Source organism: Phenylobacterium sp. (assembly GCF_031360265.1).
In the GTDB taxonomy this organism is placed as follows: domain Bacteria; phylum Pseudomonadota; class Alphaproteobacteria; order Caulobacterales; family Caulobacteraceae; genus Phenylobacterium.
In genome coordinates this window covers 1-22,299 of the sequence record NZ_JANMBF010000080.1, presented here as the reverse complement: position 1 = coordinate 22,299, position 22,299 = coordinate 1, and the positions used below count along the sequence as shown (strand labels likewise).

General features: G+C 66.9%; 19 protein-coding genes. 6 read left to right on the top strand and 13 right to left on the bottom strand.

What is annotated here, in order from left to right:
• From RMN86_RS07125 to RMN86_RS07115, 3 genes are all read left to right on the top strand, one after another.
• Positions 1-478, top strand: a 478-nt coding sequence (locus RMN86_RS07125) for a FecR family protein (protein WP_405041330.1), incomplete at its 5' end; no start/stop codon positions are given.
• A 60-nt stretch (positions 479-538) separates the two neighbouring features.
• Positions 539-2,896, top strand: a complete 2,358-nt coding sequence (locus tag RMN86_RS07120) for a TonB-dependent receptor domain-containing protein (RefSeq protein ID WP_309605140.1) — start codon at positions 539-541, stop codon at positions 2,894-2,896.
• A gap of 111 nt (positions 2,897-3,007) precedes the next feature.
• On the top strand, positions 3,008-3,820 hold the full coding sequence (locus RMN86_RS07115) for a glycosyltransferase (protein WP_309605139.1): 813 nt from the start codon (positions 3,008-3,010) through the stop codon (positions 3,818-3,820).
• 27 nt (positions 3,821-3,847) lie between these two features.
• Here RMN86_RS07115 and RMN86_RS07110 read toward each other — a convergent pair whose 3' ends face one another.
• The 8 genes from RMN86_RS07110 to RMN86_RS07075 all read right to left on the bottom strand — a co-directional run bounded on the left by RMN86_RS07110 (position 3,848) and on the right by RMN86_RS07075 (position 11,085).
• Positions 3,848-4,288, bottom strand: coding sequence for a response regulator transcription factor (locus RMN86_RS07110; RefSeq protein ID WP_309605138.1), 441 nt, complete (start codon positions 4,286-4,288; stop codon positions 3,848-3,850).
• Positions 4,275-6,686 (bottom strand): PAS domain S-box protein, encoded by a 2,412-nt coding sequence (locus RMN86_RS07105; protein WP_309605137.1) that lies wholly within the window; start codon positions 6,684-6,686, stop codon positions 4,275-4,277. Before RMN86_RS07105 ends, RMN86_RS07110 begins: the two co-directional genes overlap by 14 nt.
• A gap of 116 nt (positions 6,687-6,802) precedes the next feature.
• Entirely contained in the window at positions 6,803-8,437 is a 1,635-nt protein-coding gene (locus RMN86_RS07100) for a GMC family oxidoreductase (RefSeq protein ID WP_309605136.1), read from the bottom strand.
• Between the two features lie 30 nt (positions 8,438-8,467).
• Entirely contained in the window at positions 8,468-8,707 is a 240-nt protein-coding gene (locus RMN86_RS07095; protein WP_309605141.1) for a type II toxin-antitoxin system RelE/ParE family toxin, read from the bottom strand.
• 41 nt (positions 8,708-8,748) lie between these two features.
• A complete protein-coding gene (locus tag RMN86_RS07090; RefSeq protein ID WP_309605135.1) occupies positions 8,749-9,027 on the bottom strand; it encodes an antitoxin of toxin-antitoxin stability system in 279 nt (92 codons plus the stop codon).
• Positions 9,028-9,092: 65 nt separating this feature from the next.
• On the bottom strand, positions 9,093-9,911 hold the full coding sequence (locus RMN86_RS07085; RefSeq protein WP_309605134.1) for an SDR family NAD(P)-dependent oxidoreductase: 819 nt from the start codon (positions 9,909-9,911) through the stop codon (positions 9,093-9,095).
• 82 nt (positions 9,912-9,993) lie between these two features.
• Positions 9,994-10,407 (bottom strand): DUF4112 domain-containing protein, encoded by a 414-nt coding sequence (locus tag RMN86_RS07080; protein WP_309605133.1) that lies wholly within the window; start codon positions 10,405-10,407, stop codon positions 9,994-9,996.
• 48 nt (positions 10,408-10,455) lie between these two features.
• Positions 10,456-11,085 (bottom strand): type II toxin-antitoxin system HicB family antitoxin, encoded by a 630-nt coding sequence (locus RMN86_RS07075; protein ID WP_309605132.1) that lies wholly within the window; start codon positions 11,083-11,085, stop codon positions 10,456-10,458.
• A 133-nt stretch (positions 11,086-11,218) separates the two neighbouring features.
• Between RMN86_RS07075 and RMN86_RS07070 the strand changes: the two genes are divergently transcribed.
• Complete coding sequence (locus RMN86_RS07070) at positions 11,219-11,476, top strand: GlsB/YeaQ/YmgE family stress response membrane protein (RefSeq protein WP_309605131.1); 258 nt, start codon at positions 11,219-11,221, stop codon at positions 11,474-11,476.
• A gap of 157 nt (positions 11,477-11,633) precedes the next feature.
• Here RMN86_RS07070 and RMN86_RS07065 read toward each other — a convergent pair whose 3' ends face one another.
• Both RMN86_RS07065 and RMN86_RS07060 read right to left on the bottom strand, forming a co-directional pair.
• Positions 11,634-14,249 carry a TonB-dependent receptor gene (locus tag RMN86_RS07065; protein WP_309605130.1) on the bottom strand — a complete coding sequence of 872 codons (2,616 nt, stop codon included), beginning with the start codon at positions 14,247-14,249 and terminating at the stop codon, positions 11,634-11,636.
• A 166-nt stretch (positions 14,250-14,415) separates the two neighbouring features.
• Positions 14,416-15,468, bottom strand: a complete 1,053-nt coding sequence (locus tag RMN86_RS07060; protein WP_309605129.1) for an HWE histidine kinase domain-containing protein — start codon at positions 15,466-15,468, stop codon at positions 14,416-14,418.
• Positions 15,469-15,613: 145 nt separating this feature from the next.
• Here RMN86_RS07060 and RMN86_RS07055 point away from each other — a divergent pair, with 145 nt between their 5' ends.
• Positions 15,614-16,009, top strand: coding sequence for a hypothetical protein (locus RMN86_RS07055; protein ID WP_309605128.1), 396 nt, complete (start codon positions 15,614-15,616; stop codon positions 16,007-16,009).
• Here the strand turns inward: RMN86_RS07055 and lepB are convergent.
• Both lepB and RMN86_RS07045 read right to left on the bottom strand, forming a co-directional pair.
• A complete protein-coding gene (gene lepB / locus RMN86_RS07050; RefSeq protein WP_309605127.1) occupies positions 15,969-16,751 on the bottom strand; it encodes a signal peptidase I in 783 nt (260 codons plus the stop codon). The two genes, RMN86_RS07055 and lepB, sit on opposite strands and share 41 nt — an antisense overlap.
• Positions 16,752-17,235: 484 nt before the next feature.
• The gene (locus tag RMN86_RS07045) at positions 17,236-17,928 is read right to left on the bottom strand and encodes a hypothetical protein (RefSeq protein ID WP_309605126.1); all 693 of its coding nucleotides are present in this window, start codon (positions 17,926-17,928) and stop codon (positions 17,236-17,238) included.
• A gap of 1,553 nt (positions 17,929-19,481) precedes the next feature.
• Between RMN86_RS07045 and RMN86_RS07040 the strand changes: the two genes are divergently transcribed.
• A complete protein-coding gene (locus RMN86_RS07040) occupies positions 19,482-20,921 on the top strand; it encodes an IS1182 family transposase (RefSeq protein WP_309605125.1) in 1,440 nt (479 codons plus the stop codon).
• 368 nt (positions 20,922-21,289) lie between these two features.
• On the opposite strand, the gene RMN86_RS07035 is transcribed toward RMN86_RS07040, so the two are convergent.
• The gene (locus RMN86_RS07035; RefSeq protein WP_309605124.1) at positions 21,290-22,084 is read right to left on the bottom strand and encodes an SDR family NAD(P)-dependent oxidoreductase; all 795 of its coding nucleotides are present in this window, start codon (positions 22,082-22,084) and stop codon (positions 21,290-21,292) included.
• Between the last annotated feature and the right edge of the window lie 215 nt (positions 22,085-22,299).

Here is a 22,299-nt window from a genome sequence, read left to right as displayed (position 1 = left end):
CCGCACCGTGCGCGTGGTCGGCACCCGCTTTGACGTCCGCCGCCGCGACGGCCAGCTTTCCGTGACGGTCGAGCGCGGCCTGGTTGAGGTGAGCCCGACCAAGGGCTCCGGCGCCACCGGCGCGATCTTCGGGGCTCACGCCTACCGCCTGCATCCCGGCCAGCGTCTTGACCACGCCGAGGGGGCGCCCAGTGTCCAGGTCAGCGCCGCCGATCCCGCCCAGGTCTTCGCCTGGCGCACCGGCCGGCTGATCTACCGCGACCAGCCGCTGGGCGATGTGATCGCCGATCTGAACCAGCAGTTCCCCCGCCAGATGGTGCTCGAGGATGCGGCGCTGGCCAGCACCCGGGTCTCCGGCGTCCTGGTGCTTGACGACCAGGCCGCGGTTATTCGCCGGCTGGCTTTGCTCGCGCCGATCAAGGCGCTACCCTCCGAGCGGGGCGTCTTGCTTCGCGGCGATCCGGCGGCGAAGCCGTGAGGGGGATGATCGGCGATATCCAGGCCAAGGGCCTTCGTTCAGGCGTCCCTGTCGGGATTGGTGCTGCTCGGGCTCGCCGGCCGGGCTGAGGCCGCGGAGGCGCGCAGCCACTTCGAGATTGCTCCAAAGCCCTACGCCGAAGCCTTGATCGACCTGGCCGTGCAGGCCGATGTCTCGCTGCTGGGCGCCTCGGCCTGCGGGGAGGGCGGCAAGACCTCGCTGTCGGGCGCCTATCGGCTCAGTGATGCGCTGGCCCGGTTGCTGGCCGGCGCGCCCTGCGCGTGGCGAATTGTTGACGCCAGGACGGTTCGGGTGACGCCTCTGGCCGCGCCGTCGCGCATCCTGGCGCCCGGCGCGCCACTGGTCACCGAACTGCTGGTCACCGCGCGCAAACGGCCGGAGCGGCTCGACACCCTGCCGGCGGGCGTCAGCGTCATCTCCGGCGATCAGCTGCGCGCCACCGGCGCCGGCGACGCCCGCGACACCGCCGGACAGCTGGTGGGCCTGCTAATGACCAACCTTGGCCCCGGGCGCGACAAGCTGCTGATCCGCGGGCTGTCCGACGGCGCCTTCACCGGCCGCGCGCGCTCGACGGTCTCCACCTACCTCGACGACACGCCGACCAACTACAATGCGCCCGACCCCGACCTCAAACTCGCCGACATCGAACGGGTGGAGACCGTGCGCGGTCCTCAAGGGGCGCTGTATGGCTCCGGCGCCCTGGCCGGCGTCTACCGCATCGTCGCCAACAAGCCCGATCCGGGCCGCTACGCCGGCGGGCTGCAGGCCGTCGTCGCCTCCACGGCGGGGGGCGCGCCGAGCCGGGAGGCTGACGGCTATCTGAACATCCCCCTCGTCAAGGATCGCGCGGCCCTGCGCCTCGTCGGCTACTACGACCTGCAGGGCGGCTATCTCGACAACGTCGCCCTGCGGCTTTCCAACGTCGACAGCACCTCGCGCCAGGGCGGCCGCATCGCCCTGCGAATGACGCTCAACGATCGCTGGACGATTGACGCGGCCGGCGTCGTTCAGCGACTGCGCTCGCAGGATACCCACTACACCACCGTCACAGTCGGTCGCGGCCGGCGCGCCAGCCAGGTTCGCGAAGCCTCGGCCAACGACTTCTCCGAAGCCGCGGTCACTGTGCGTGGAGCGCTGGGCGGCGCCGACCTGGCGGCCACCACCTCCTATGTTCAGCACACCTACGCCAGCCTCTACGACGCCACGGCCGCGGCGGCGGCATTCAGCGAGACGGGCGCCAGTCTGGCCGTCTACTCCGAGACCGCGCACATCCGCCGGCTGGTCCAGGACGTGGTGCTGACCTCCAGCGGCGGCGGGCCGGTCGGCTGGCTGGTCGGCGCCTACGCCTCAAGCTCCGTCGAGCGCACGCCCTCGTCTCTCGACATCCAGGCCGGCGCGGCAGCGGCGCCCGCCGCCCTGGCCCTGACGCGGGTCTACAACGAGGCCCGCCGCGACAAGCTGCGAGAACTCGCGGCCTATGGCGAGGCCACCTGGCGGTTCGCGCCCGGCTGGACGGCCGCGCTCGGCGCCCGCGTCTTCCAGACCGGGCTGAAGGTCAACGCCGACATCGTCGGCGCCCCCCCCGCCCAGTCGCGCGCGGTCAGCGAGAGCCGAACCTTCACCGGCGTCTTGCCAAAGATCTCCCTGCAGTACCAGTTCGCCGAGGGGACGCTGGTCTACGGCATCTTCACCCAAGGCTTCCGGCCAGGCGGGATCAACTCCACCGGGTTCCTGACCATCCGGCCCTCGCGCACCACGTTCGAGCCGGACCAGCTGCGCAATTTCGAAATCGGCGCCAAGGGCCGCTTCCTGGACCGGCGACTGGTGGTCCGCGCCGCGGCCTTCTACGATCTGTGGTCGAACATTCAGTCCGATCAGTATCGCCTCTCCGGTCTGGCCTACACCGCCAACGTCGGCGACGCGCGCATCGGCGGCCTGGAAGCCGAGATCGCCTATGACTGGGATTTCGGCCTGTCGGTCCAGGCCAACGCCCTCTATTCGGCGTCGAGGTTCACCCGCGCCAACCCCGACTTCGCCAACACCCTGGCCTCAGGCCTGCCCGGCGCCCCGCCGACCTCGGGCGGCCTGCTGGTGCGCTACGAGAGACCCCTCCGCGGCCACCTCGTCCTGAGTCTGGTGGGCGAGGCGAACTATGTCGGCCGCACACGCCTGACCTTCGACCCGGCGCAGTCTTCCAAGACCGATGCGGTGGTCAACGCCGAGCTGCTCGCCGAGATCGCCGGCCAGCACTGGACCGCCGGCGTGTTTATCTCCAACCCGACCGATGCCGCTGGCAACACCTTCGCCTATGGCAACCCCTTCACCGTCGGCCAGGTGCGCCAGGTCACCCCCCAGCGTCCCCGCACGATCGGCCTGCGCCTGTCCGCCGCGTTCTGATTGACCCGCGCAAGAATCGCCCAAGCGTCACCGGGGGGCGGGTCGGACCAGCGGCGTCTTAAACCTTGACGGCGGACTTGCGCCGCGGGGTTCTGGGACGGGGGGTCGCCAGTGAAGCTTTCGGCTCTGGTGTGCGCGCGGAACGATGAAGCGCGGCTGGCCGACTGCCTTCGCCGGTTGGAATTCTGCGACGAGATCGTGGTGGTCGCCGACCGCTGCACCGATCGCTCCCAGGACATCGCCCGGCAGTTCGGGGCGCGGGTCATTGATGGCATTTTCCCGCTGGAGAGCCAGCGAAAGGCCGCCGGTGTCGCGGCGTGCCGAGGCGACTGGGTTCTCGAAATCGAGGTCGACGAGCATGTCAGCGGCGCGCTGGCCTATGAGGTCCGCGCCACCATCCACGGACGCCCGGGCGGCGACTGGTTCAACCTGCCTGTACACAACTATGTCGGCGCGACCCTGGTGCGCCATGGCTGGGGGGCGGGCCTGGGCGATGTCGCGGCCCCGCGACTCTATCGTCGGGCATTGAAACGCTGGACGGCCCGCCGGATCCAGCCGGTCGTAAGCCTCGGAGGCCGGTTCGCGGGCGCGCTTGAAACCCCGCTCCTTCGCCACGCCGACGCCGATGTCGGCCATATGATGACGCGCCTGCACCAGCAGACCCTGCTGCGCGCCCAGGACCTCGCCGACGCCAACCAGCCCGGCACGCTGATCGGTGATCTGCTCAACGCCGTGGTCCGCTTCGGGCGCTGCTACCTCTGGCGCCAGGGTCTGCGGGAAGGTGAGATCGGCTTTGTGATCTCCATGATGGCGGGGCTCGACGCGGTGCTTTCAGGCCTGCGCGCCCGCGAAATCCTCAAGGCCCGGGCGCTGGCCGCCCAAGCCGCGCCGGCTCAGCCCGTGCGCATCGGCCGCACCGGCTAGGCCTTTGCCGGCGACCCGCGGGCGGGTCTATCCGATCATCTGGTCGATGCTGTCGAGGGTGGCTGAAATATCCAGCTTCTGGGTCGGCGGACGCACCAGTCGCGACACCCGCATCAGCAGGTGGTTGTCCTTGAACGGCTTGGCCAGGTAGTCGCGGGCGCCCAGCTGCACGGCGCGCTGCACGTCCGCCGCGGCGTGGCTGGCGGTCAGCACCAGGGTCGGCGTGCGCGCCAGGCCGGTCTTGCCCATTCGCTGGAGCACGCCGAAACCGTCGAGCCCCGGCATGTTCAGATCGAGCACCATGGCGACCGGCCGCAGGCTGCTGAGCTTCGCCAGGGCGTCGTGGCCGTCGCGCGCCGTGAAGGCGTCGAAACCGGCCAGGGTCAGGCGCGTGGAGACCAGTTCGAGGATCGCGCGGTCGTCGTCAACGACCAGGATACGCTTCTGGCCGGTATCATAGGGCGGCATGGATCTTGACCTCTTGTGATGGCGCGCCGGCATCGGTCAGCACCTGACGCAGGGCGGACAGAAGTTTGCCGGGCTCCATGGGCTTGCGAAGGTGCGCGTTGAACAGGGCGTTCCGCCCGATCTCCAACTCGGCCGACTCTCCGTCGGCGCTGAACGCCAGGATCGGCGTGTCCTGATTGGGGCCGACCGTTGCGCGAATTTGCGCCGCCGCGGCGCGCCCGCCCTGACCGGGCATCCGCAGGTCCATCAGGATCGCATCGACGGGAAGCCCTTGCGCCGCGGCGACCGCCTCAAGGCCGTCGCAGGCCTCACTGACCTCGACGCCGACGCTCTCGAGAATGGCCCGGACCAGATCGCGGTTGGCGATGTTGTCATCGGCCACCAGAACCCGGACGCCGTCGAGGGACTGCGCCCACGACGCCGGGGCGAAGATGGTGGCGGGCATGGCGACCGTCGGGGCCGCGACCTCCAGCCGAAAGGTCGAACCGCGTCCGACGCGGCTGCGCAGGGTTATCGACCCGTCCATGGCCTCGGCCAGGCCCAGGCAGATGGCCAGACCGAGCCCCGTCCCGCCCTTCGAGCGCGTCGATGAACCCTCAACCTGAGAAAATCTCTGGAACAGCCGCTCCCGCGCGGCCGCCGCGACGCCCGGTCCGGTGTCGGTCACCGAAACGCCCAGCCGCTGGGCGCCGGCGTCATAGTCCAGGCTTACCGACACCGATCCCCTCTCGGTAAACTTGACCGCGTTGCCGATCAGGTTGGTCAGGATCTGGCGCAGCCGGTCGGCGTCGATCGAGACGGACGCGGGGATCGCGCCGCGCGTCGAAAGGCGAAGGTCCAACGCCTTTTCGAGCGCCTGGAAGGTGAACATGTCGAGCACTTCACCCACCACGTCCTGGGCGGCCGTGGGCCGGGGCGCGACGGTCGTCTGGCCGGCTTCCAGTTTCGAGAAATCCAGCACGTCGTTGACCAGCGCCAGCAGCGCCCGGCTGGCGCCGGCGATGCGCCCCAGCTGGCGCTTGGCCTCGGCGTCAAGATCGGTGCGCTCTTCCAGCAGCGAGGTGAACCCCAGAACCGCCGTCAGCGGCGTGCGGATCTCATGGCTCATGTTGGCCAGGAACGCCGATTTCACCAAGGCCGCCTGCTCGGCCGCGACCAGGGCGGCCTGCAGCCGGGCCTTCAGCGCCTCCTGCTCGGTGGTGTTGCGCGACACATCGACGATGTCGTCCGGTTCGCCCGGCACGGTCGACCGGACCAGGCGCGGAATGCTCTCCAGCCAGAACCACGATCCGTCCTTATGCCTGACCCGATAGCGGATCGGCTGACCCTCCTCGGTCCTGCCGGCGACCAGGGCGCTGTAGAAGTCCAGGAATTGCGGAAGGTCCTCGGGATGCACGAATTCACGCATCTTGCGCGGCATCAGCTCGGCAAGGCTGTAGCCCGTCGTCCGCGCCACCGACGGCGACAGATAGAGGATCCGTCCGTGGATGGACGTCCGGGTGATCATGTCCGTGGCATGGTCGGTCAGCAGCCGATAGCGCCGCTCGCTGGCCTCGATGGACTGCTGGGCGCGCCTCTGCTCGGTCACATCGACCACCGTGCCGAACAGCGCGGTGATCCGTCCGGCGCGGTCACACTCGCATACGGCGCTGCCGCTCAGCAGGTGGGTCTCGCCGTTGGGGTGGACAATTCGCGTCAATGCGTCTGACCAGGTTTGGCCGGTGGCCAAGGCGGTTTCAAGCCGGGCCTTGGCTTCCTGGTCGTCGTCGGGATGGGTCATGGCCATCGCCGCGTCCAGCGCCGGCTCGCGTCCCGGCTCCAGGCCATAGATGCGGAACATCTGGTCGGACCAGAAGATCTCCTGGGTCAGGGCGTCAAGACGCCAATAGCCGACGCCGGCGACCGATTCGGCCATCGAGGCGCGACGCGTCTGTTCCCACAGCGCGTCCCGGATCATCCGGTTCTGGGTGACGTCCCGGAAGACGTTGAGCAGGGCGATCGGCTCACCGTCCGGGCCTCGGACCAGGCTCGGATTGCCTTCAAGCCAGACCCAGGAACCGTCCTTGCGCCGGATCCGATGCTCGCGATCCGGTGGTTCGTCGGAAACCTCGCCGTTGAACAGCGCCCGAGTATTGGCCGACATGTGCTCGAGATCATCGGGGTGGGTGAAGTCCGTCGCCGTCTTGCCGACCAGTTCGTGCGGCTCGTAGCCAAAGGCCCGGCAGGCCGGCGACGCATAGATGATCGTGCCCGTCGCATCGGCCAGCACGATCAGATCCTTGATCTTCTCCGACAGGACATCCCAGGTGACGTCACGACTTGGCGTATCGGCGTCATCGGAGATTCTCAGGCGTTGCTGACGCGGGGGTCCGTCGGAGCGGTTAGCTGGGGCGGACATGAGGGATCCATAAGAACAAACGGCTTCATTCGCAGTCTTGCGCCCGGGCGCTTGCTTCTGGGTTAACGCGGCTGCGGCCGGCGGCCGCAGAGCGCGGCGCCCCGCGGCCGGACCGGTCAGGACAGCGCTTCACCGCTGCGATGGGCCGCCGGCCTGGCGACGGCGGCGGCGGTCGGCGCGACCACCGACCGGCCCAGGCGCTCCAGCAGATGGTCGCCGACCCGCAGCGCGTTGGCCACCGTCGTCAGGGTCGGGTTCACCGCGGCGATCGACGGAAAGAAACTGGTGTCGACCACATAGAGGTTGTCCAGGTCGTGGGCCCTGCACCAGGGATCCAGCACCGAGCTTGCCGCCTCCGCGCCGAAGCGAAGGGTCCCCGCCTGGTGCGCCGTGCCGTAGAGCGGCAGCAGGCTTTCGAACTCGAAGTTGTGCTGGCTGATCGGGTGGGCATGGTCGACGAACCCCTCCAGCGAGGCATGGAGCTTTTTCACCAGCCGCTCGTGACCCTCCAGGTTATTGTAGGTGTAATCGAGGTTGATCCGCCCATCGGGCGTCACCCGCACCCGGTTTTCCGGCAGCGGCAGGTCCTCGGAGATCACCAGCATCGACAGCATCCGCTCAGCGATGCCTTCGGAGATCACGTCGGGAACCAGACCCGGCGGCAACCAGTCGGAGACCTGACCCTCCAGCGTCTGGCCGGACATATATTCCAGGAGCTGGATGTGCCCCATGGGCTTGTCATAGCTCCCGTCGGGGTCGCCCCAGTAGAAGTCGTTGCAGGCCAGCGTCTTGGGGAAGGTCACATCCACATGCGCCGCGGTCAGCGAGACCATCGCCGTCAGGGTGTGGAACATGTAGTTGCGGCCAACCTGGTCCGATCCGTTGGCCAGGCCCGCCGGATGCGCCGCGTTGGCCGAGGCCAGCAGAACCGCCGCCGAATTAGCCGCGCCGGCCGCCAGCACCACGATGTCGCCGGTCCAACGCTCCTCGCCCTGTTCGGTCTGGCAGACCACCTGGCTCACCGTGCGGCCCGACGGGTCGGTCTCCAGCCGCGTTACCTTGCGGCCGGTGAGTAGGGTGACATTCGGCAGGCCCATCAGGGGCTCGATGGCGATCGTGCGGGCGTCGGACTTGGCCTTCAGCAGGCAGGGATACCCTCCACAGGTCTTGCACCGGATGCAGGCCGAGGTCACCGGATGGGCCTGGTCGAGGTTGATCCCCAGCGGCAGGGAGAACGGTCGCCAGCCTTGCGTCTTCCAGTGCTCGCGCAGCCGCGCGATCCCGGGGTCATCATGCACCGCGGCGTAGGCATAGGCGGCCTCGGTCCCCTCCTCCGTGGGGTCGTCGCCTCGGTTCCCGTGCACACGCCACAGGGTCTCGGCCTCGGCGTAGTAGGGGGCCATGTCGGTCAGGCTGATCGGCCACGCCGGCGAAACACCGCCGGCGTGCTGCACGTCGCCGAAGTCGCGCCCGCGCAGCCGCATCAGCGCCGCCCCGTAGAAGGTGGTGTTGCCGCCGACCCAATAGTGGGTGTTCGGACGGAACGGCTTGCCGGCCTTGTCGTACCACTGCTCCTGGGTGCGGTAGCGGTGCTCGACAAACACCGCCTTGGAACTCCAGTTCTCCGCCTCGCGCGGCAGCTGCTCGCCGCGCTCCAGGATCAGGATCGACCTGCCCGACGCGGCCAGCCGCTGCGCCAGCGTCCCGCCTCCCGCGCCCGACCCGATGATCACCACGTCAAAATGCGCCACGTCCTGCCTCCGCTCTCTCAGCCAGACCGCTCAATCGCGCGTCGGCGGCCATTGGCGCGCCGTATGGACGAGCGCCAGCACCCAGACCATCTCGCCATCAACCTCGCAGACCAGTCTGTAACTCTCATGCGGGATCAGTTCGCGCGTCCCGGAAATTCTTCCGCTTCGGCCCCGCATCGGGAAATCCTCGAGGCTCTTCGCCGCATCGCTGAAGAGCCGGTCCATCCGCACAGCCGCGTTCGCACTGTTCGCCACGATGCTGTCCCATATGTCAGCGCGATCCTATCGCGCCTCCGGCGTCCAGAGGACCGTCACGCCAGCCGGGCTGCCTTGGATCGCCGGGCGGCGAACTCGGCGTCCACCTCATCACTGGACAGACCACGCCCCGAGCGCATCGAGGACCGGGAAGCCTCCACCTTGCCACTGAGGAAGGCGTCGTAGTCATGCTCAGCGCGCTGTCGCTGCACGAACTCCCGCATCAGCTCGCGCACCACCTGCGACGCCGGCCGATGGACCGCCTCGGTCGCCGCCACGAATTCATCGCGCAGCTCGGCTTCGAGCTTCATCGTGAAGACCGCTGCCTTCGGCATCTCTACCTCCCAAAGATCCTATATACTAACTTCGTATATACCTCGTTGGTACACAGGCAACAGGGTTACGTCGACAGATGGTACTTCGCCGACGCCCGGTTCAGGATCGGGATCAGCAGCGCCTGGGGCAGGCCCCGCAGCACCGCCGCGGCGATCCGGTTGTGCGTCCCGGGGATCACCACCACCTGGCCTCGGTCGTTGGCGGCCAGGGTCTGCGCCACCACCTGTTCGGCGGTCTGGAAAAACCGTCGCGGCGCCTCGTCCATCACCGCCTTGGTGCCGTTGGCCACGGCGAATTCGGTGAGCGTGAAGCCCGGGCAGGTCACCGTCACCCTGATCCCGCTCCCCTTCAGTTCCGCCGCCAGGGACTGGCTGAAACTGACCATCAGGCTCTTGGCGCCGGGATAAAGCGAGTGGCCCGCCACCCCCGGCGCGAAGGCCGCCAGCGAGCCGACGTTGACAATCGAGCCTCGCCCGCGCACCGCCATGCCGGGGATCGCGCCATGCGCCAGGCCGCAGGCGTTGACCACCAGGGTCATCAGGAAATCCCGCTGCCGGTCCCAGGGTACGCCCATGAAGCTCTGGGCGATCGAGAACCCGGCGTTGTTGACCAGGGCGTCCACCGCCCGGCCGCGGTCGGCCACGGCGCGCAGCACCCCGACATGCGCCTCATAGGCCGCCAGATCGGCGGGAACGGCGAAGGCCTCGATCCCGTGCGCGGCGGCCAGCTCCGCGGCCAGCGCCTCCAGCCGGTCGGCCCGCCGCGCCACCAGCGCCAGGTCGCACCCCCGCGCCGCATAGGCCCGCGCGAACGCCGCGCCGATCCCCGCCGAGGCTCCGGTGATCAGGGCCAGGGGGCGGGGATGGGGATCGGTGGGGGTCATGACGCAATAGGCCCGCCTCCCGACGCCCGCGTCAACGCGGACGCCTGACGAGGCGTGTCTGCCAAGGAAGCGCGTTGCGCGCTCAGACGGGGGCCGGGGCTCCGGACGCTTCCCATCGCGCAGGGATCCCGCCGGACGGGACCTGTCCGCGCCGGCGCTCGATGGCGCGGACCACCATGGCCGAGGCCCACCGGTGCGCCGTGAACAGATCGGCGAAGGCGGCGCCGGCGAGCGGAACCGCGCTGGTGATCGTGCGCACGAACAGCAGGCCCGCGGCGGCGATCAGCACCGAGGCCGGAACCCCCGCGCGGGCGCCCTGGATCACGATAAAGCCCCCCGCCAGCGTACTGTAGAGCTCGCCCACGCCGGGGATCCAGCTGAGCACAGCGTCGATGCCCAGGTTGAACGGCCCGACCCGGATCAGGCTGTCGGAAAGCCGGCCCACCAGGGCCACGCTGTCGCGGATGGCGACGAGGTCGGCGTCGGATCTGTGCATGGGGGTCTCCAGAAAAACCTTTGGCGGTTCAGGAAGGCGGCCGCGCGGTCAGTCGTGCGGTTCGTCGTGCGCGGTGCTGTCTGGCGGGCTTGCCCGGCGCCGCCGACTCATGGCGGCCGAGACGCTGTCTGCGGCGCGACGGACGCCGTCGAACACAGAATCGTCCAAGGCGTTCACCCGACGGGTGAAGGCGCTGTCAGGACCCAGGCTCTCGGTGATCCTGCGGCCCAGCGCGCCGAACTCCTCCTGCAGTCGACGCGCGGTGGCTTCGAAATCGGCGTGCCCCGGGTTGCGTTCGCCAAGGCTGACGCGGACCGACTGGGCGATAAAGCCGGACCGGCTCATGCCGCGCGCCTCGGCGGCGGCGTCGAGCCGCCGCAGCAGACGCTCGCCCAGCGAAATGTTCACCCGCACCGGGGCGTCATCGACCGTCACATCCACCGGAATGGCCATGGCGTCCGCCGCCGGCCGCACGCTTTCCAGGGGTGTCGGCGTCGGCCAGGCCTCGCCGGCGTTGGCCAGGGCGTCAAGGTGGTCGGTCAGGGCGCGGCGCGCCGCCGCCAGCAGGTCCCCAAGATCGCGGCCCTGCGCGTGCAGGTCCGGAAGGTCGGGGAAGCTCGCGTGGTAGCCGGCGTCGCGGCTTCCGGTGACCAGGGCGACGAACAGAATATGGCTCATCGGATGCAATCCAGAACGGGGGGCCAGGCCGGTAGATTGTGTATCTTTGCGCAACAACAAGCTTGGCCTGGGGAACGATCGCCGGGCTTGTGTCTTTTAGCAGCGCCACTCACGGCAATCGGAGGCTCAACAGATGTCTATTCTCGCATGGCTTGTCGTCGGCCTGATCGCCGGCTTTCTCGGCAGCAAGGTCGTCAACAAGTCCGGCTCCGGCCTGGTGATGGACATTGTTCTGGGCGTCGTGGGCGCCCTGGTTGGCGGCTTCATCTTCAACGCCCTTGGCCACGCCGCGCCCAACGGCATCAACCTCTACAGCATCTTCGTGGCCTTCATCGGCGCGGTCATCGTGCTGGTCGTCTACCACGCCGTGTTCCGCCGCCGCGCGCTCTGAGCGCGGCAGCGGTCCGCCTGAGCCCGACTTCGCCAACGGCGTGGTCGGGCGGGCGCCTGGCGGCCGCGCAGGTCCAGGCGATCAGGGACAGCCGGCGCTGACCGTCTTCCCGCCCGCTGGCCGGCGCCTTCGCTTTGCGGAAACGTCTCCGGCGACCTCAGAACTTGGCGCGGATGCCGGCCTCATAGGTCTGACCGTAGATTTCTCGCTGGATCGGGCGCGAAGCGGAGCCCTCGTAATAGCGCAGCGGCGTGTCCAGCAGGTTCTTCACATTGAAGTAGCCGGCCAGGTTGGACGTGAACTGATAGCTGGAGGTGAAGTCCAGGTTCAGCTTCTTGTCCTGGTGGGTGTCCAGCGACTGGTCGCCGTTCAGGGCGAACAGGCTCTGGCCCACGTATTCCGTCGACAGCCGCAGGGCCAGGCCATGGTCCTCATAGAATCCGGCCACATTCCAGGTGACGTGCGAGGTGCCCGGCAAGGCGCCAAACTGGCTCTTGCCCGTGCCGCTGACGGCGGCGTCATATTCCTTGAAGCGCGAGTCCACCCAGGTGATGTTGCCTTCCACTCCCAGTCCGGAGAACAGGCCGGGAAGCATCGTGAACTTCTGGTGGTAGGCCAGCTCGACGCCGCGCGCATAGGCTGACTCGTTGAGATAGGTAATGAAGTCGCCGCGCTGGCCGAGAAAGATCGGGTCGGCGACGTTGATCTTCGCCGATCGGAAAATGTAGTTCTTGAATTCCTTGTCGAAAACCCCGACCTGAACGATGCCGCCGCTGGGCAGGTAGTATTCAAGGCTGAGGTCGAAATTGTCACCCGTTGTCGGCTTCAGGTCGGGATTGCCCGCCGCATAGATCGGCCGCGGCGAGGCGGTGAAGTCGATGCCCGCGTTGCCGCCGGCCTGGTTGAAGCCGGGGCGCGCGATCCCGCTCGAATAGGTGGCGCGAACCTGCAGGTCCGGCCGCAGTTCGTACTTCAATTGCACCGTCGGGAAGACGTTGGTGTAGCTCTTGGCGTGGCTGACGGCGGTGACCGTCGAGGTTCCGCTGGCGTCGGTGGTGGTCAGGAAGTTGCCGTAGGTCGCGTCGGTCTTCTCGACGCGCACGCCGGCCATGAACCCCAGCTTGCCCAGGCTGGTCGTGTACATGGCGTAGGCGGCGTAGACGTTCTCCGTGTCGTTGAAGTCTCGCCCGAGCGATGGGCCCAGTGTCGGCAGGGCGGTCCGCACCAGGTTGATGATCTTGTAGATGTCGGCATAGGGCGCCAGCGGATAGCCGCGACCGTCATAGTAGTTATTGCCGGCGCCCACGCTGGCGGAATAGGTCGAAAGACTGACGCCGGTCAGCCGCCCGAAGCCGCCGAAGTCGGTGACCACCTTGTCGCGCAGGCGGGCGCTGGCGCCGACCTTCACCTCGCCGCCGTCTCCGAACAGGGCGAGCGGGCGCGTGGCGTTGACCACATAGCTGTACTCCTGGTCCGCGTCGTTTTCCGCGAAGCTGGTCAGCCTGGGATCCTTGTATTGCGTCGCGTCGGTCGAGACGAACGGCACGGTCAGCGCCGCGTCCTGGAACAGCGCGAACGTCGGGTGGTAAGGATCATTGACGTTGTTGTAGCGGCCGAAGAACGTGTTCGCCCCGAAGAAGCGGGCTTCGTTGTAGTAGCTCTGGAGATAGGTCGCGCGGCTGTAGGCGGCGCGGTAGTCGACCTGAACGTCGCCGAAGCGATCCTGGCCGCCGGCCGCGAAAACGGTATTGCGGTGCGTCTCTTCCAGGATCACCAGATCCACCTGCGGCTGGAAGCGGTCGATCACATTGCCGTTCTGGTCGGGCGCCGAGGGCGCGCCGGCGAAGTTCGCGTAGAAATGATTCTTGTGGGCGCGCTCCTTGTATCCGGCGACATCGAGACGGACGTAGAAGCTGTGGTCGTCGTTCGGCTTGAAGGCGAACTCTCCGCCGTATCCAAAGCGCCGCCGATGGTAGTCGTAGCGGCGGAAATCGACCCGGCCATAGACGTTATCGACCGCCGTCGCGCCGTCGTTGGCGTAGCTGGGCTCGAGGTCGTCGACCCCGCGCCGGTCATCCTTGCGCGAAGCGGTGATGACGATCGAGAACGGGGTCGGGTTGGTGACCCAGCCAGAGCCGTTCGGCAGATCCTGGCCGCGGCCTTCGATCGCCAGCCCGCCGTTGGCGAACCCGAAGCGGGCGCCGGCGGCGAATCCGGCGTTGAACGGACCGGTGTGGTCGTGCAGGTTCTCGTAGCCCCAGCCCAGTTCACCCTCGAAGAATGGCTTGGACAGATTCTTGGCCGTACGCGGGGTCAGTTCGATCTGGCCGCCAAGACCTTCGGAGTCGCGGTCCGGCGACAGGGTCTTGTAGACGACGATCCCGTCGATCGCGCCGGTGGGGATCGTGTCGAACTCCACCGCGCGTCCCGAGCCGCTGGCGGCGGTTCCGGCCGCCAGGGTGTTGAGCAGCACCACGCCGCCGTAGGTCGAGCCGTTCAGGTTGGCGTCGATGCCGCGGATGTTGACAAACCGGCCCTCACCCGTGTCGGACGACAGGGAAATGCCCGGAATTCGCCCCAGAGCCTCGGCGGCGTTGAAATCGGGATATTTGGCGATGGTTTCCGCGGACTGGACATTGATGATCGTCGGCGCCGCCTGCTGCACGATCCGCGCGGCGGCCTCGGCGCGCGGCGCGGTGACAACCACCGCCTCCACGGTCTTGGCGGCCGACTCGTCCGCTGACGCGTCCGCCGCGTGCGCGCCGCCGCTCATTGCCAACACTGATGCCGCCGCCAACAAAATGACACGCTGACTAGCCATGGATTCACCCCCGAAGGACTCTGAGGGCTGACGGGTAGTCCCGTGGCGCGACAGTTTCGCGAACGTTTCGGCTAGGAAAAATGTCGGTCGGTCGGCGCTGCGCGCGGCGGCGGCTTTCCTAGGCTGGCCCCTCGCTCACCATCGCGCTCAGCGGGGCGACCAGGGTCAGCACCAAACCATCGCGCGCATAGTTGGCCGTCACCACGGCGCGCAGCTCGCCGGCCAGGCCGCGCTCGATAAGCCGGCTGCCAAAGCCCTTGACGGTGGGCGGCGCGACCGCGGGACCGCCACTCTCAAGCCAGACCAGCCTCAGCCGCCGCTCCGCCCCCTCGCCTTCAAGTCGCCAGGTCAGGTCGACTCGACCCTCGGGCCGCGACAGGGCGCCATATTTGGCGGCGTTGGTGGCCAGCTCGTGCAGGCCCAGCGCCAGGGCCGTGGCCGCCTGCGGCGCCAGGCTGACCGCTGGGCCATCGAAGCGGAACCGCTCCGCGTCGCCGTGCGGGCTGGCCACCTGAGCGGCGATCTCGGCCAGGCTGGCGGCGGTCCAGCTTCGGGCCACCAGCACGTCGTTGGCGCGCGCCAGGGCCATCAGCCGCCCCAGGAACTGCGTCCGGGCCTCGGGCGGAATCCGCGGATCGCGCAGGCTCTGGGCGGCGATCGCCTGGACGGTGGCCAGCGCATTCTTCACCCGATGGTTGAGCTCGTTGACCAGCAGCCGCTGGCGCTCGTCGGCGCGCCGGCGCTCGCTGATGTCGCACAGCGTGACCGCCACGCCGCCGCCGCGCATCGGCACGATCCGAAGTTCGACCACCCGGTCCGGCCGCAGCCGTGACGCCGTCTCGAAGGTGGTCGCGACGCCGTCATCCATGGCCGCGCGGCAGTAGGTCTCGAAGGGCGTGCCCAGCCCTTGCGGGAACACATCCCACATCGACTTGCCCAGCAGATCGCGGCGCGAGACGCCGAAATAGTCCTCTGCCGCCCGGTTGAAGACCACATAGCGCCAGCCGGTGTCCAGCGCATAGAAGGCGTCGCTGACGCTCTCCAGCACCGCCTCCAGCCAGGCCGCTCCGGTGGTGTCTGGCGTCGCGGCGGGCGTCGGCTCGATCACCGGATCGATGGGGGGCGGACGCGTCGGCATGCGGACCTTGGATTGCACGAGGCTTGCGCTCACCCTAGTCACCCCCGCGCGGCGGAGGAAGAGCGGTTCGGCCGGCGCCCGAGGGCCCGGCGCCGGTGTCCGGACAGGTTTTCGCTGTCACCGGGCCGCAAACTGCGCTTGGCTGACACCCTCCTGCCCTCAGGGATCGTCAGACCCCATGCAACCGTTCCCCAAATCGCTCGGCAAACCCATCGGCCGCGTCAAGAAGAGCGAGACGCTTGAGATCCGTCTGCCCCACCCGACCAAGCTCGCGTTCATGGCCGCCTGCCGCGATGAGGGCCGCTCTGCCAGCGAGGCCCTGCGCCAGTTCATCGAGACGCACCTGGAGGCGCCGCCGCCGCGCCGCGGCCGACGCGGCGGCCACCTGGTCGCCGGCGCCCTGATCGTCGCGGCCCTGGGCGCCGTCGCCTTGCCCTCGCTGGCGCGGCCCGACGTGCGCGCGGCCTTCGCGCGCCTCGGTCTCGATGGCGACCGCCATGCCGGTTGTGTCGCCCCGGCCGATGAGCACCCGGCTACACGATCGGCTGCAGGAACCGCGAGACGTCCAGACTGAGCCAGGTCCACGGCTTGAGGATCGACGCCCCGCCGCGCCAGGACAACACCACGACCTGGGCCTTGCCGATCAGGTTTTCGGCCGGAACGAACCCCACCCCGATCGCTGTCGGCCACCGGCTGTCCAGGGAATTGTCGCGGTTGTCGCCCATGAAGAAATAGCCGCCGTCCGGAACCCGATAGACCTCGGTGTTGTCGCCCTCGCCATCGGAGGCCCCGGCGAAGGTGACGTAGCGCCGGCCGTCCGGCGCCGTCTCGATCGCCCGCGTCACGATCCGCCCCGGCGCGTCGTGATCTGAACCGATGCCGGCGGGCCGGCGAGGGATCGGAACCCCGTTGACCAGAACCCGACCTGCGACAACCTGCACCCTGTCGCCCGGCAAGACGATCAGCCGCTTGATATAGGCCTCGCCCGGCGCGCGCGGCAGTCGGAACACCACCACATCACCGCGCCGAGGCGCCTGACCGAACCAAGGATTCCACAGCCGCCCCTCCAACAGTGGCGGGTTGAACGGGATCGACGCCCGGCTCCAGCCGTAACTCCATTTCGAGACCACGATATAGTCGCCGGTCACCAGCCCGGGCTCCATGGACGACGATGGAATGGTGTAGGGCTGGAACACCACCACCCGAAGCACCAGGAAGATCAGCAGAGCGCCGGCCACGGTCTTCGCCGTGTCCGCCACCTCCTCGAGCAGACCCAGGCGTCGCGGGGCCGCCGCCTTTTCCTGCCCGTGCGTCATGACCCGTCCTCGCTGCGCCGCGGGCGACCCCGCCTGCCGCCGATGCTGTCGATCTCAACCGCGCGAGCCTCAAGCTCCTTCGTGTCTGGACAGCCCAGGAACCCGTCCGGGCGCCCCCTTACAAAGAGCTTGCAGGGCCGGTAGATGCGAACGTGCCGGCAGCGGACGTTCATGACGTCCGAGAAGGGGGGGAAGCGGACATAGCGGAGTTGCCGTGCTCGACGCGCAGGCCATGCGCCGCGCTCTAGCACGGCTTGGTCGTCGAGACCCTTGGCGCCGGAACACCCGCGTCGCTCCCGATATTCGAGCAGCCCATCAGAGGCAGGCCTGCATTTCTGGATAGTCTGGAAGATGCGCAAGTGCACCCGGACAGGCTCCGGCCACAGTGACGCCGAGGCCGATTTTGTTCAGGAATATGTTGGTGAGGCGATGGATTAAAACGCCCTAGTGGGCAGTTGTCGAAGTCGAAGGGGCAGGCCCTCCATTAAGAGTTCCCTTGATAGTCGGGATCGACCTCCCAGCCGGTGGCGTCGAGCTTCCTGAGACCCGCCGTGTGTCGCAGACCCGGCTGCTCCGGCGTTACAGGCGCTTGGGCAGGGAATGGCGCCAGCTTTCCAGCCGTAGCAGCTCTCTCGATTGCTGTCGGGATCCACCTGATATTATATATAACCGTTGCTCTCTTCTTGTTATTCTCATCTAGATTGATGTCTAGGATTTCAACTTCTTTTGGAATGGATACGCAGGCATCTACAATTGCCGTCATCGACACATAATCGAACATGCCCTGAGAAAATACCTTAAAAAGCGCTTGCCGCTCCCGATCGTCGTTCGAGTATCTATATATATCTTCGATTTGAGGTAGCTTTACTCCACGAAATTCTAGTACTTTATCACTTTGTCCGCTAATGATTCTCGTGAGTTTGAGATCAGCGGGACCGGATAGGCCGCTTATGAACTTTGGCCCCTCCTCGATCACTTTTCGATCAGAGAATGTGGATTTGGCAACATTCGCGGTCGGGCAGAATTTTGCCAGGTGGTCCTTCAGGAGCTTACCCGCCGCCTGTTTTGAAAGCCCATTGTTCTGAGCCTCGCAGCCGGTAAGACATGACAGCAGCCCTACTGCGATCAGTCCCGCAACTACTGCTTTAGTCTTATGCCCCCCAGGCGAGTGCGACATTCTTCCCCTCCCAACCGGCGAAATCGCTCGATCGTTTCGATACCCCGACTATCTGACCGCGGTTATCTATCTTGCAAAGGGCAATCTGGTCACCCAACGAACCGGCGGGCGGCGATGTGTGGAGCGGTCACATTGACACCAAGCGCCCCTGCCGCGAACGTCGTTATCATTTTCGTGGAGAAGACGGCTATGAGGGGGATGATCGCGCTATTGGCGGCCGCCGGGATATTCGCCACATCCGTTAACGCAGAACCTAGCCTGCCCTACTTTAAGGCTGGGATCTCGTACACAAAGGTTAGGGCCTCGCTTCTTAAGCAGGGGTGGCAGCCGATGCCGGTCCTCAGCGCCGCCGACAAAGGTTCGTATGCCGACGGTTGGCCGAACGTTCCCGAGGTCGTGGGTTGCGGAATGGGGGCCACCGCAGCCTGCAGGTATGCTTGGAAGAAGGGCGACCGAATTATCGAAATTGTTGGTCATGGCGAAGGGTATCCACAAGTGTATGCCTCCGTCATCGAATGCGGCCGGCTTGCCCGGCACCCCGAGCACCCACTGGAAGTCGACTGCATACGTTAGCGATTGAAGCGCAAGGCACGACGACACGGCCGGACCCGGGTCGAAAAGCCACGGCGACCAAATGTGTCGGGCACGGGTCGAAAGCGGTCTCCAACACCTTCTCTGGAAGCGGACCTCCCGAAGGTCAGCGGTGGGTGGATTACGGTCCTTAGAAGCCGAGGTTTTGCAAAATCTTGCGCGCTTCGATGGCGGCGGCCCCTCGATTTAGCGTGACGTAGTCTACGTCTGTCAGACCGGCGTGGAACGACAATTCGAGCGTGGAAGTCATGTTCAGAACGGGTTCGAGGGTGCCGCAGTCAATCACGGAGATCTTATTCTGTGATGTCGATCCAGTTCGGCCGATCCCCACCAAAGCGGCGCCAAGACTGCTCTTTGAGAGGTTCGCCGGAGTACCGTGCAAAACCAACAAATCCAGCCTCTGAGCCTTGCAGGCTATTGCACTGAATCGCCTACGCTCTGAATTAGTAACGTCATCAAGTGAAAGGGTCTTGGGGTATCCGCCAGCGCCCGATATGGAAGTGGGGGAGACTGTCTGAATTCTTGGGTTGTCCTCTAAAGATCTTGCCAGAACGCCATTGTACAACGTCACGTCCTGTCGCTCGGCATATCCAGGGCTTATACCTATGACAACCTTAGCCTTGGATGTCTTGTAAGATGGCGGAGTGTCCGCCTTGATTGTGACGCGGAGGCGTATGTTGCTGTTTTGCTGGATCGTTTCAGAATCCTGAGCGTGCGCGACTAGGCCAGAGAAGCCGAGTGCTAGGGCCAGCGCGATAGTTAGGGATCGCACATCGTTCCCCTTACATAACGATTTGGATCTCGACATTGATCGGTCAGGGGCAATGGTCAAGGTCGATGGTGCGTTTCGCCGGTGGGTCAGGGGGCGGTCGACAGCCCTAGCCTCGTGTCCGCAGTGGGTCGAGCCTGTGTGAAAACCCCGAAGCAGCCTAGAATCCTGAGCATCAGGTTCGGGGGCCGGGATGAAACGGTTTGTCGAGGGGGAGGACCGGCGTCAGGGCACGCTGCTTCCGGAATACCTGGAAGATTATGTCTCCGAGGAGAACCCGGTCCGGGTGATCGATGTGTTCGTCGATGAGCTGGACTTGCAGGCGCTGGGCTTTGACGGCGTCGTGCCGCAGGTGACCGGCCGGCCGAGCTACCATCCGGGGCTGCTGCTGAAGATCTACGTCTACGGCTACATCAACCAGATCGCCTCGACCCGTCGGCTGGAGCGCGAGGCGCAGCGCAACGTCGAGCTGATGTGGCTGACGGGCCGCCTGGCTCCGGACTTCAAGACCATCGCCGACTTCCGGCGCGACAATGGCCCGGCGATCCGGGCCGCCTGCCGCCAGTTCATTCCGCTGTGCCGCAGGCTGGAGCTGTTCACCCACGCGGTGGCGGCGATCGACGGCAGCAAGTTCAAGGCGGTGAACGCGCGCGACAGGAACTTCACCAAGGCCAAGCTGAAGGCGCGGATGGCGCAGGTCGAAGCCAGCATCGAGCACTACATGGCTGCGCTGGAGACGGCCGACCGGCAGGACGGCGAGATCGCCCAGACCAAGGCCGTGCGGCTGACGGAGAAGATCGCCGCGCTGCGCGAGCAGATGAAGGACTTCCAGACGCTCGAAGCCGAGGTCCACGCCGCGCCGGACCAGCAGATCTCGCTCACCGATCCTGATGCACGATCCATGGCGACCAGCGGGCGCGGCAGCGGCGTGGTCGGCTACAACGTCCAGGCCGCGGTAGACGCCAAGCATCATCTGATCGTGGCGCACGAGGTGACCAACGTCGGCCACGACCGCGATCAGCTGGCGAACATGGGCGCGCAGGCCAAGGCGGAGATGGGCGTCGAGAGCCTCGATGTGCTGGCCGACCGCGGCTACTTCTCGGGCGAGGAGGTGCTGGCCTGCGGGACCCTGGGCGTCATGCCCTACGTGCCCAAGCCGCTCACCTCCGGCTCAAAGGCCAAGGGGCGCTTCGGCAAGCAGGACTTCGTCTACGTCCCCGAGCAGGACATCTACCGCTGCCCGGCCGGCGAGCTGCTCTCACGCCGCATGACGACCGTCGAGGACGGCCAGACGATCCATCGCTACTGGAACCTGTCGAGCTGCGGAACATGCCCGCTGAAGGCTCAGTGCACGCCGAGCAAGGAGCGGCGCATCAGGCGCTGGGAGCACGAGGCGGTCATCGACGCGATGCAGGCCAGGCTGGACCGCAAGCCCGACGCCATGCGAATCCGTCGGGCCACCGTCGAACACACCTTCGGCACGCTCAAGGCCTGGATGGGCGCGACCCACTTCCGCACCAAGACCCTCGAAAAGGTCCGAACCGAGATGAGCCTCCACGTCCTGGCCTACAATCTGAAGCGCATGATCGCCATCCTGGGCGTCCTGCCCCTCATGGCCGCGATGCGGGCCTGAGAAGGCTGCGTCTTGCCGCGCGCCGAACCGCCGCCTCAAACGTCCAGCCCCACACAGCGGCCGTCGGCCAAACTCACCGACCGGCGCACCAATGCGTTTCCACACAGGCTCGGTCGGAACCGGCCCTTAGCGTGATGCCCGAAACCGGACGTTCCGCCGATCCGCCAGACAGCGGATCCTGTGAACGCCGCGTTCGGGGGGGAGCGGTCACTCCAAAGCTTGCCCCCGGGCTTCGGCCGCTTCCCCGGCGGCCGACGGATGGCTGGACATTGTCCTGTCGAACAGGCTGGCCGCCGCAGGGGTGCATGCCCGGTGCTCTGTCGGGCGCCGGGGGGATTGCTGTGCCGGGCTTGAGGGTCTGAGGCGGACTACCTGGGGGGCATGCGAATCGCGCCATCGAGGCGAATGCACTGCCCGTTGAAGTACCCATTGCGCGCAAGTTCCAGGACCAGGCTGCCAAACTCCGGCGGGTTGCCCAGCCGTTTGGGAAACGGCACGGAGGCCGCAAGACCCGCGAAGATCGCCGGCGCCCTGTCCTTCACGGCCAGCATCGGCGGTGTGGCGAAAATTCCTGGAAGGATCGCGTTCACCCGGATGCCCAGATCCATCAGGTCGCGCGCCATCGGCAGAACCATGGAATTGACGGCGCCCTTGCCGCCACCATAGGCAACCTGACCGATCTGGCCGTCCTGAGAGGCGGCCGACGATGTCAGGATGATACAACCGCGTTCCCCATCGTTGTCGAGGGGGTCGCAATTGGCCATGCCGAGCGCGCCGTGTGACGCAATCCGGTAGCTGGCCGTGAAGATCCCCTCGGCGGAGCGGGCGATCATCTCGGTCGGGTTGCGCATGTAGCTGCCGGTCTGCTTGTCGAAGGATATCGTCTTGCCTCCGCCCGAAACGACGGCGCAGTGAACCACGATGCGTTCCTGTCCGTGCGCCGCGCGCGCCTTGGCGTACCCTTCGACGACACTCTCCTCGGAGGTGATGTCGACCTTGCAGAAAAGGCCGCCGATGGCCTTGGCCACCTCCTGGCCGCCGACGTCATTCACATCAAAGATGGCGACCTTGACCCGGGCGGCGGCGAGCGCTTCGGCGCTCGCACGGCCAAGTCCGGAGGCTCCGCCCGTGACCACAGCTGCGATCGTATTGTCGATCTTCATTGAAGGCTCCCCATTCTGATCATTGCGACGCTTCGATATTGCCGCCGTCCAGGCCCGCGGCGCCAGGGCGCAGTGTAGACCAGGCCATGGGCGTCGGTCTGGTCGTAGACCGCCTGGCTGAGCTTGCGCCCTTGCCCCTGCGCCTTGCCGCGAGTGGCTTCGGTCGACACGCCCAAGCGCTGGCGAAATTCGACCGGACAACCTCAACGACCTTG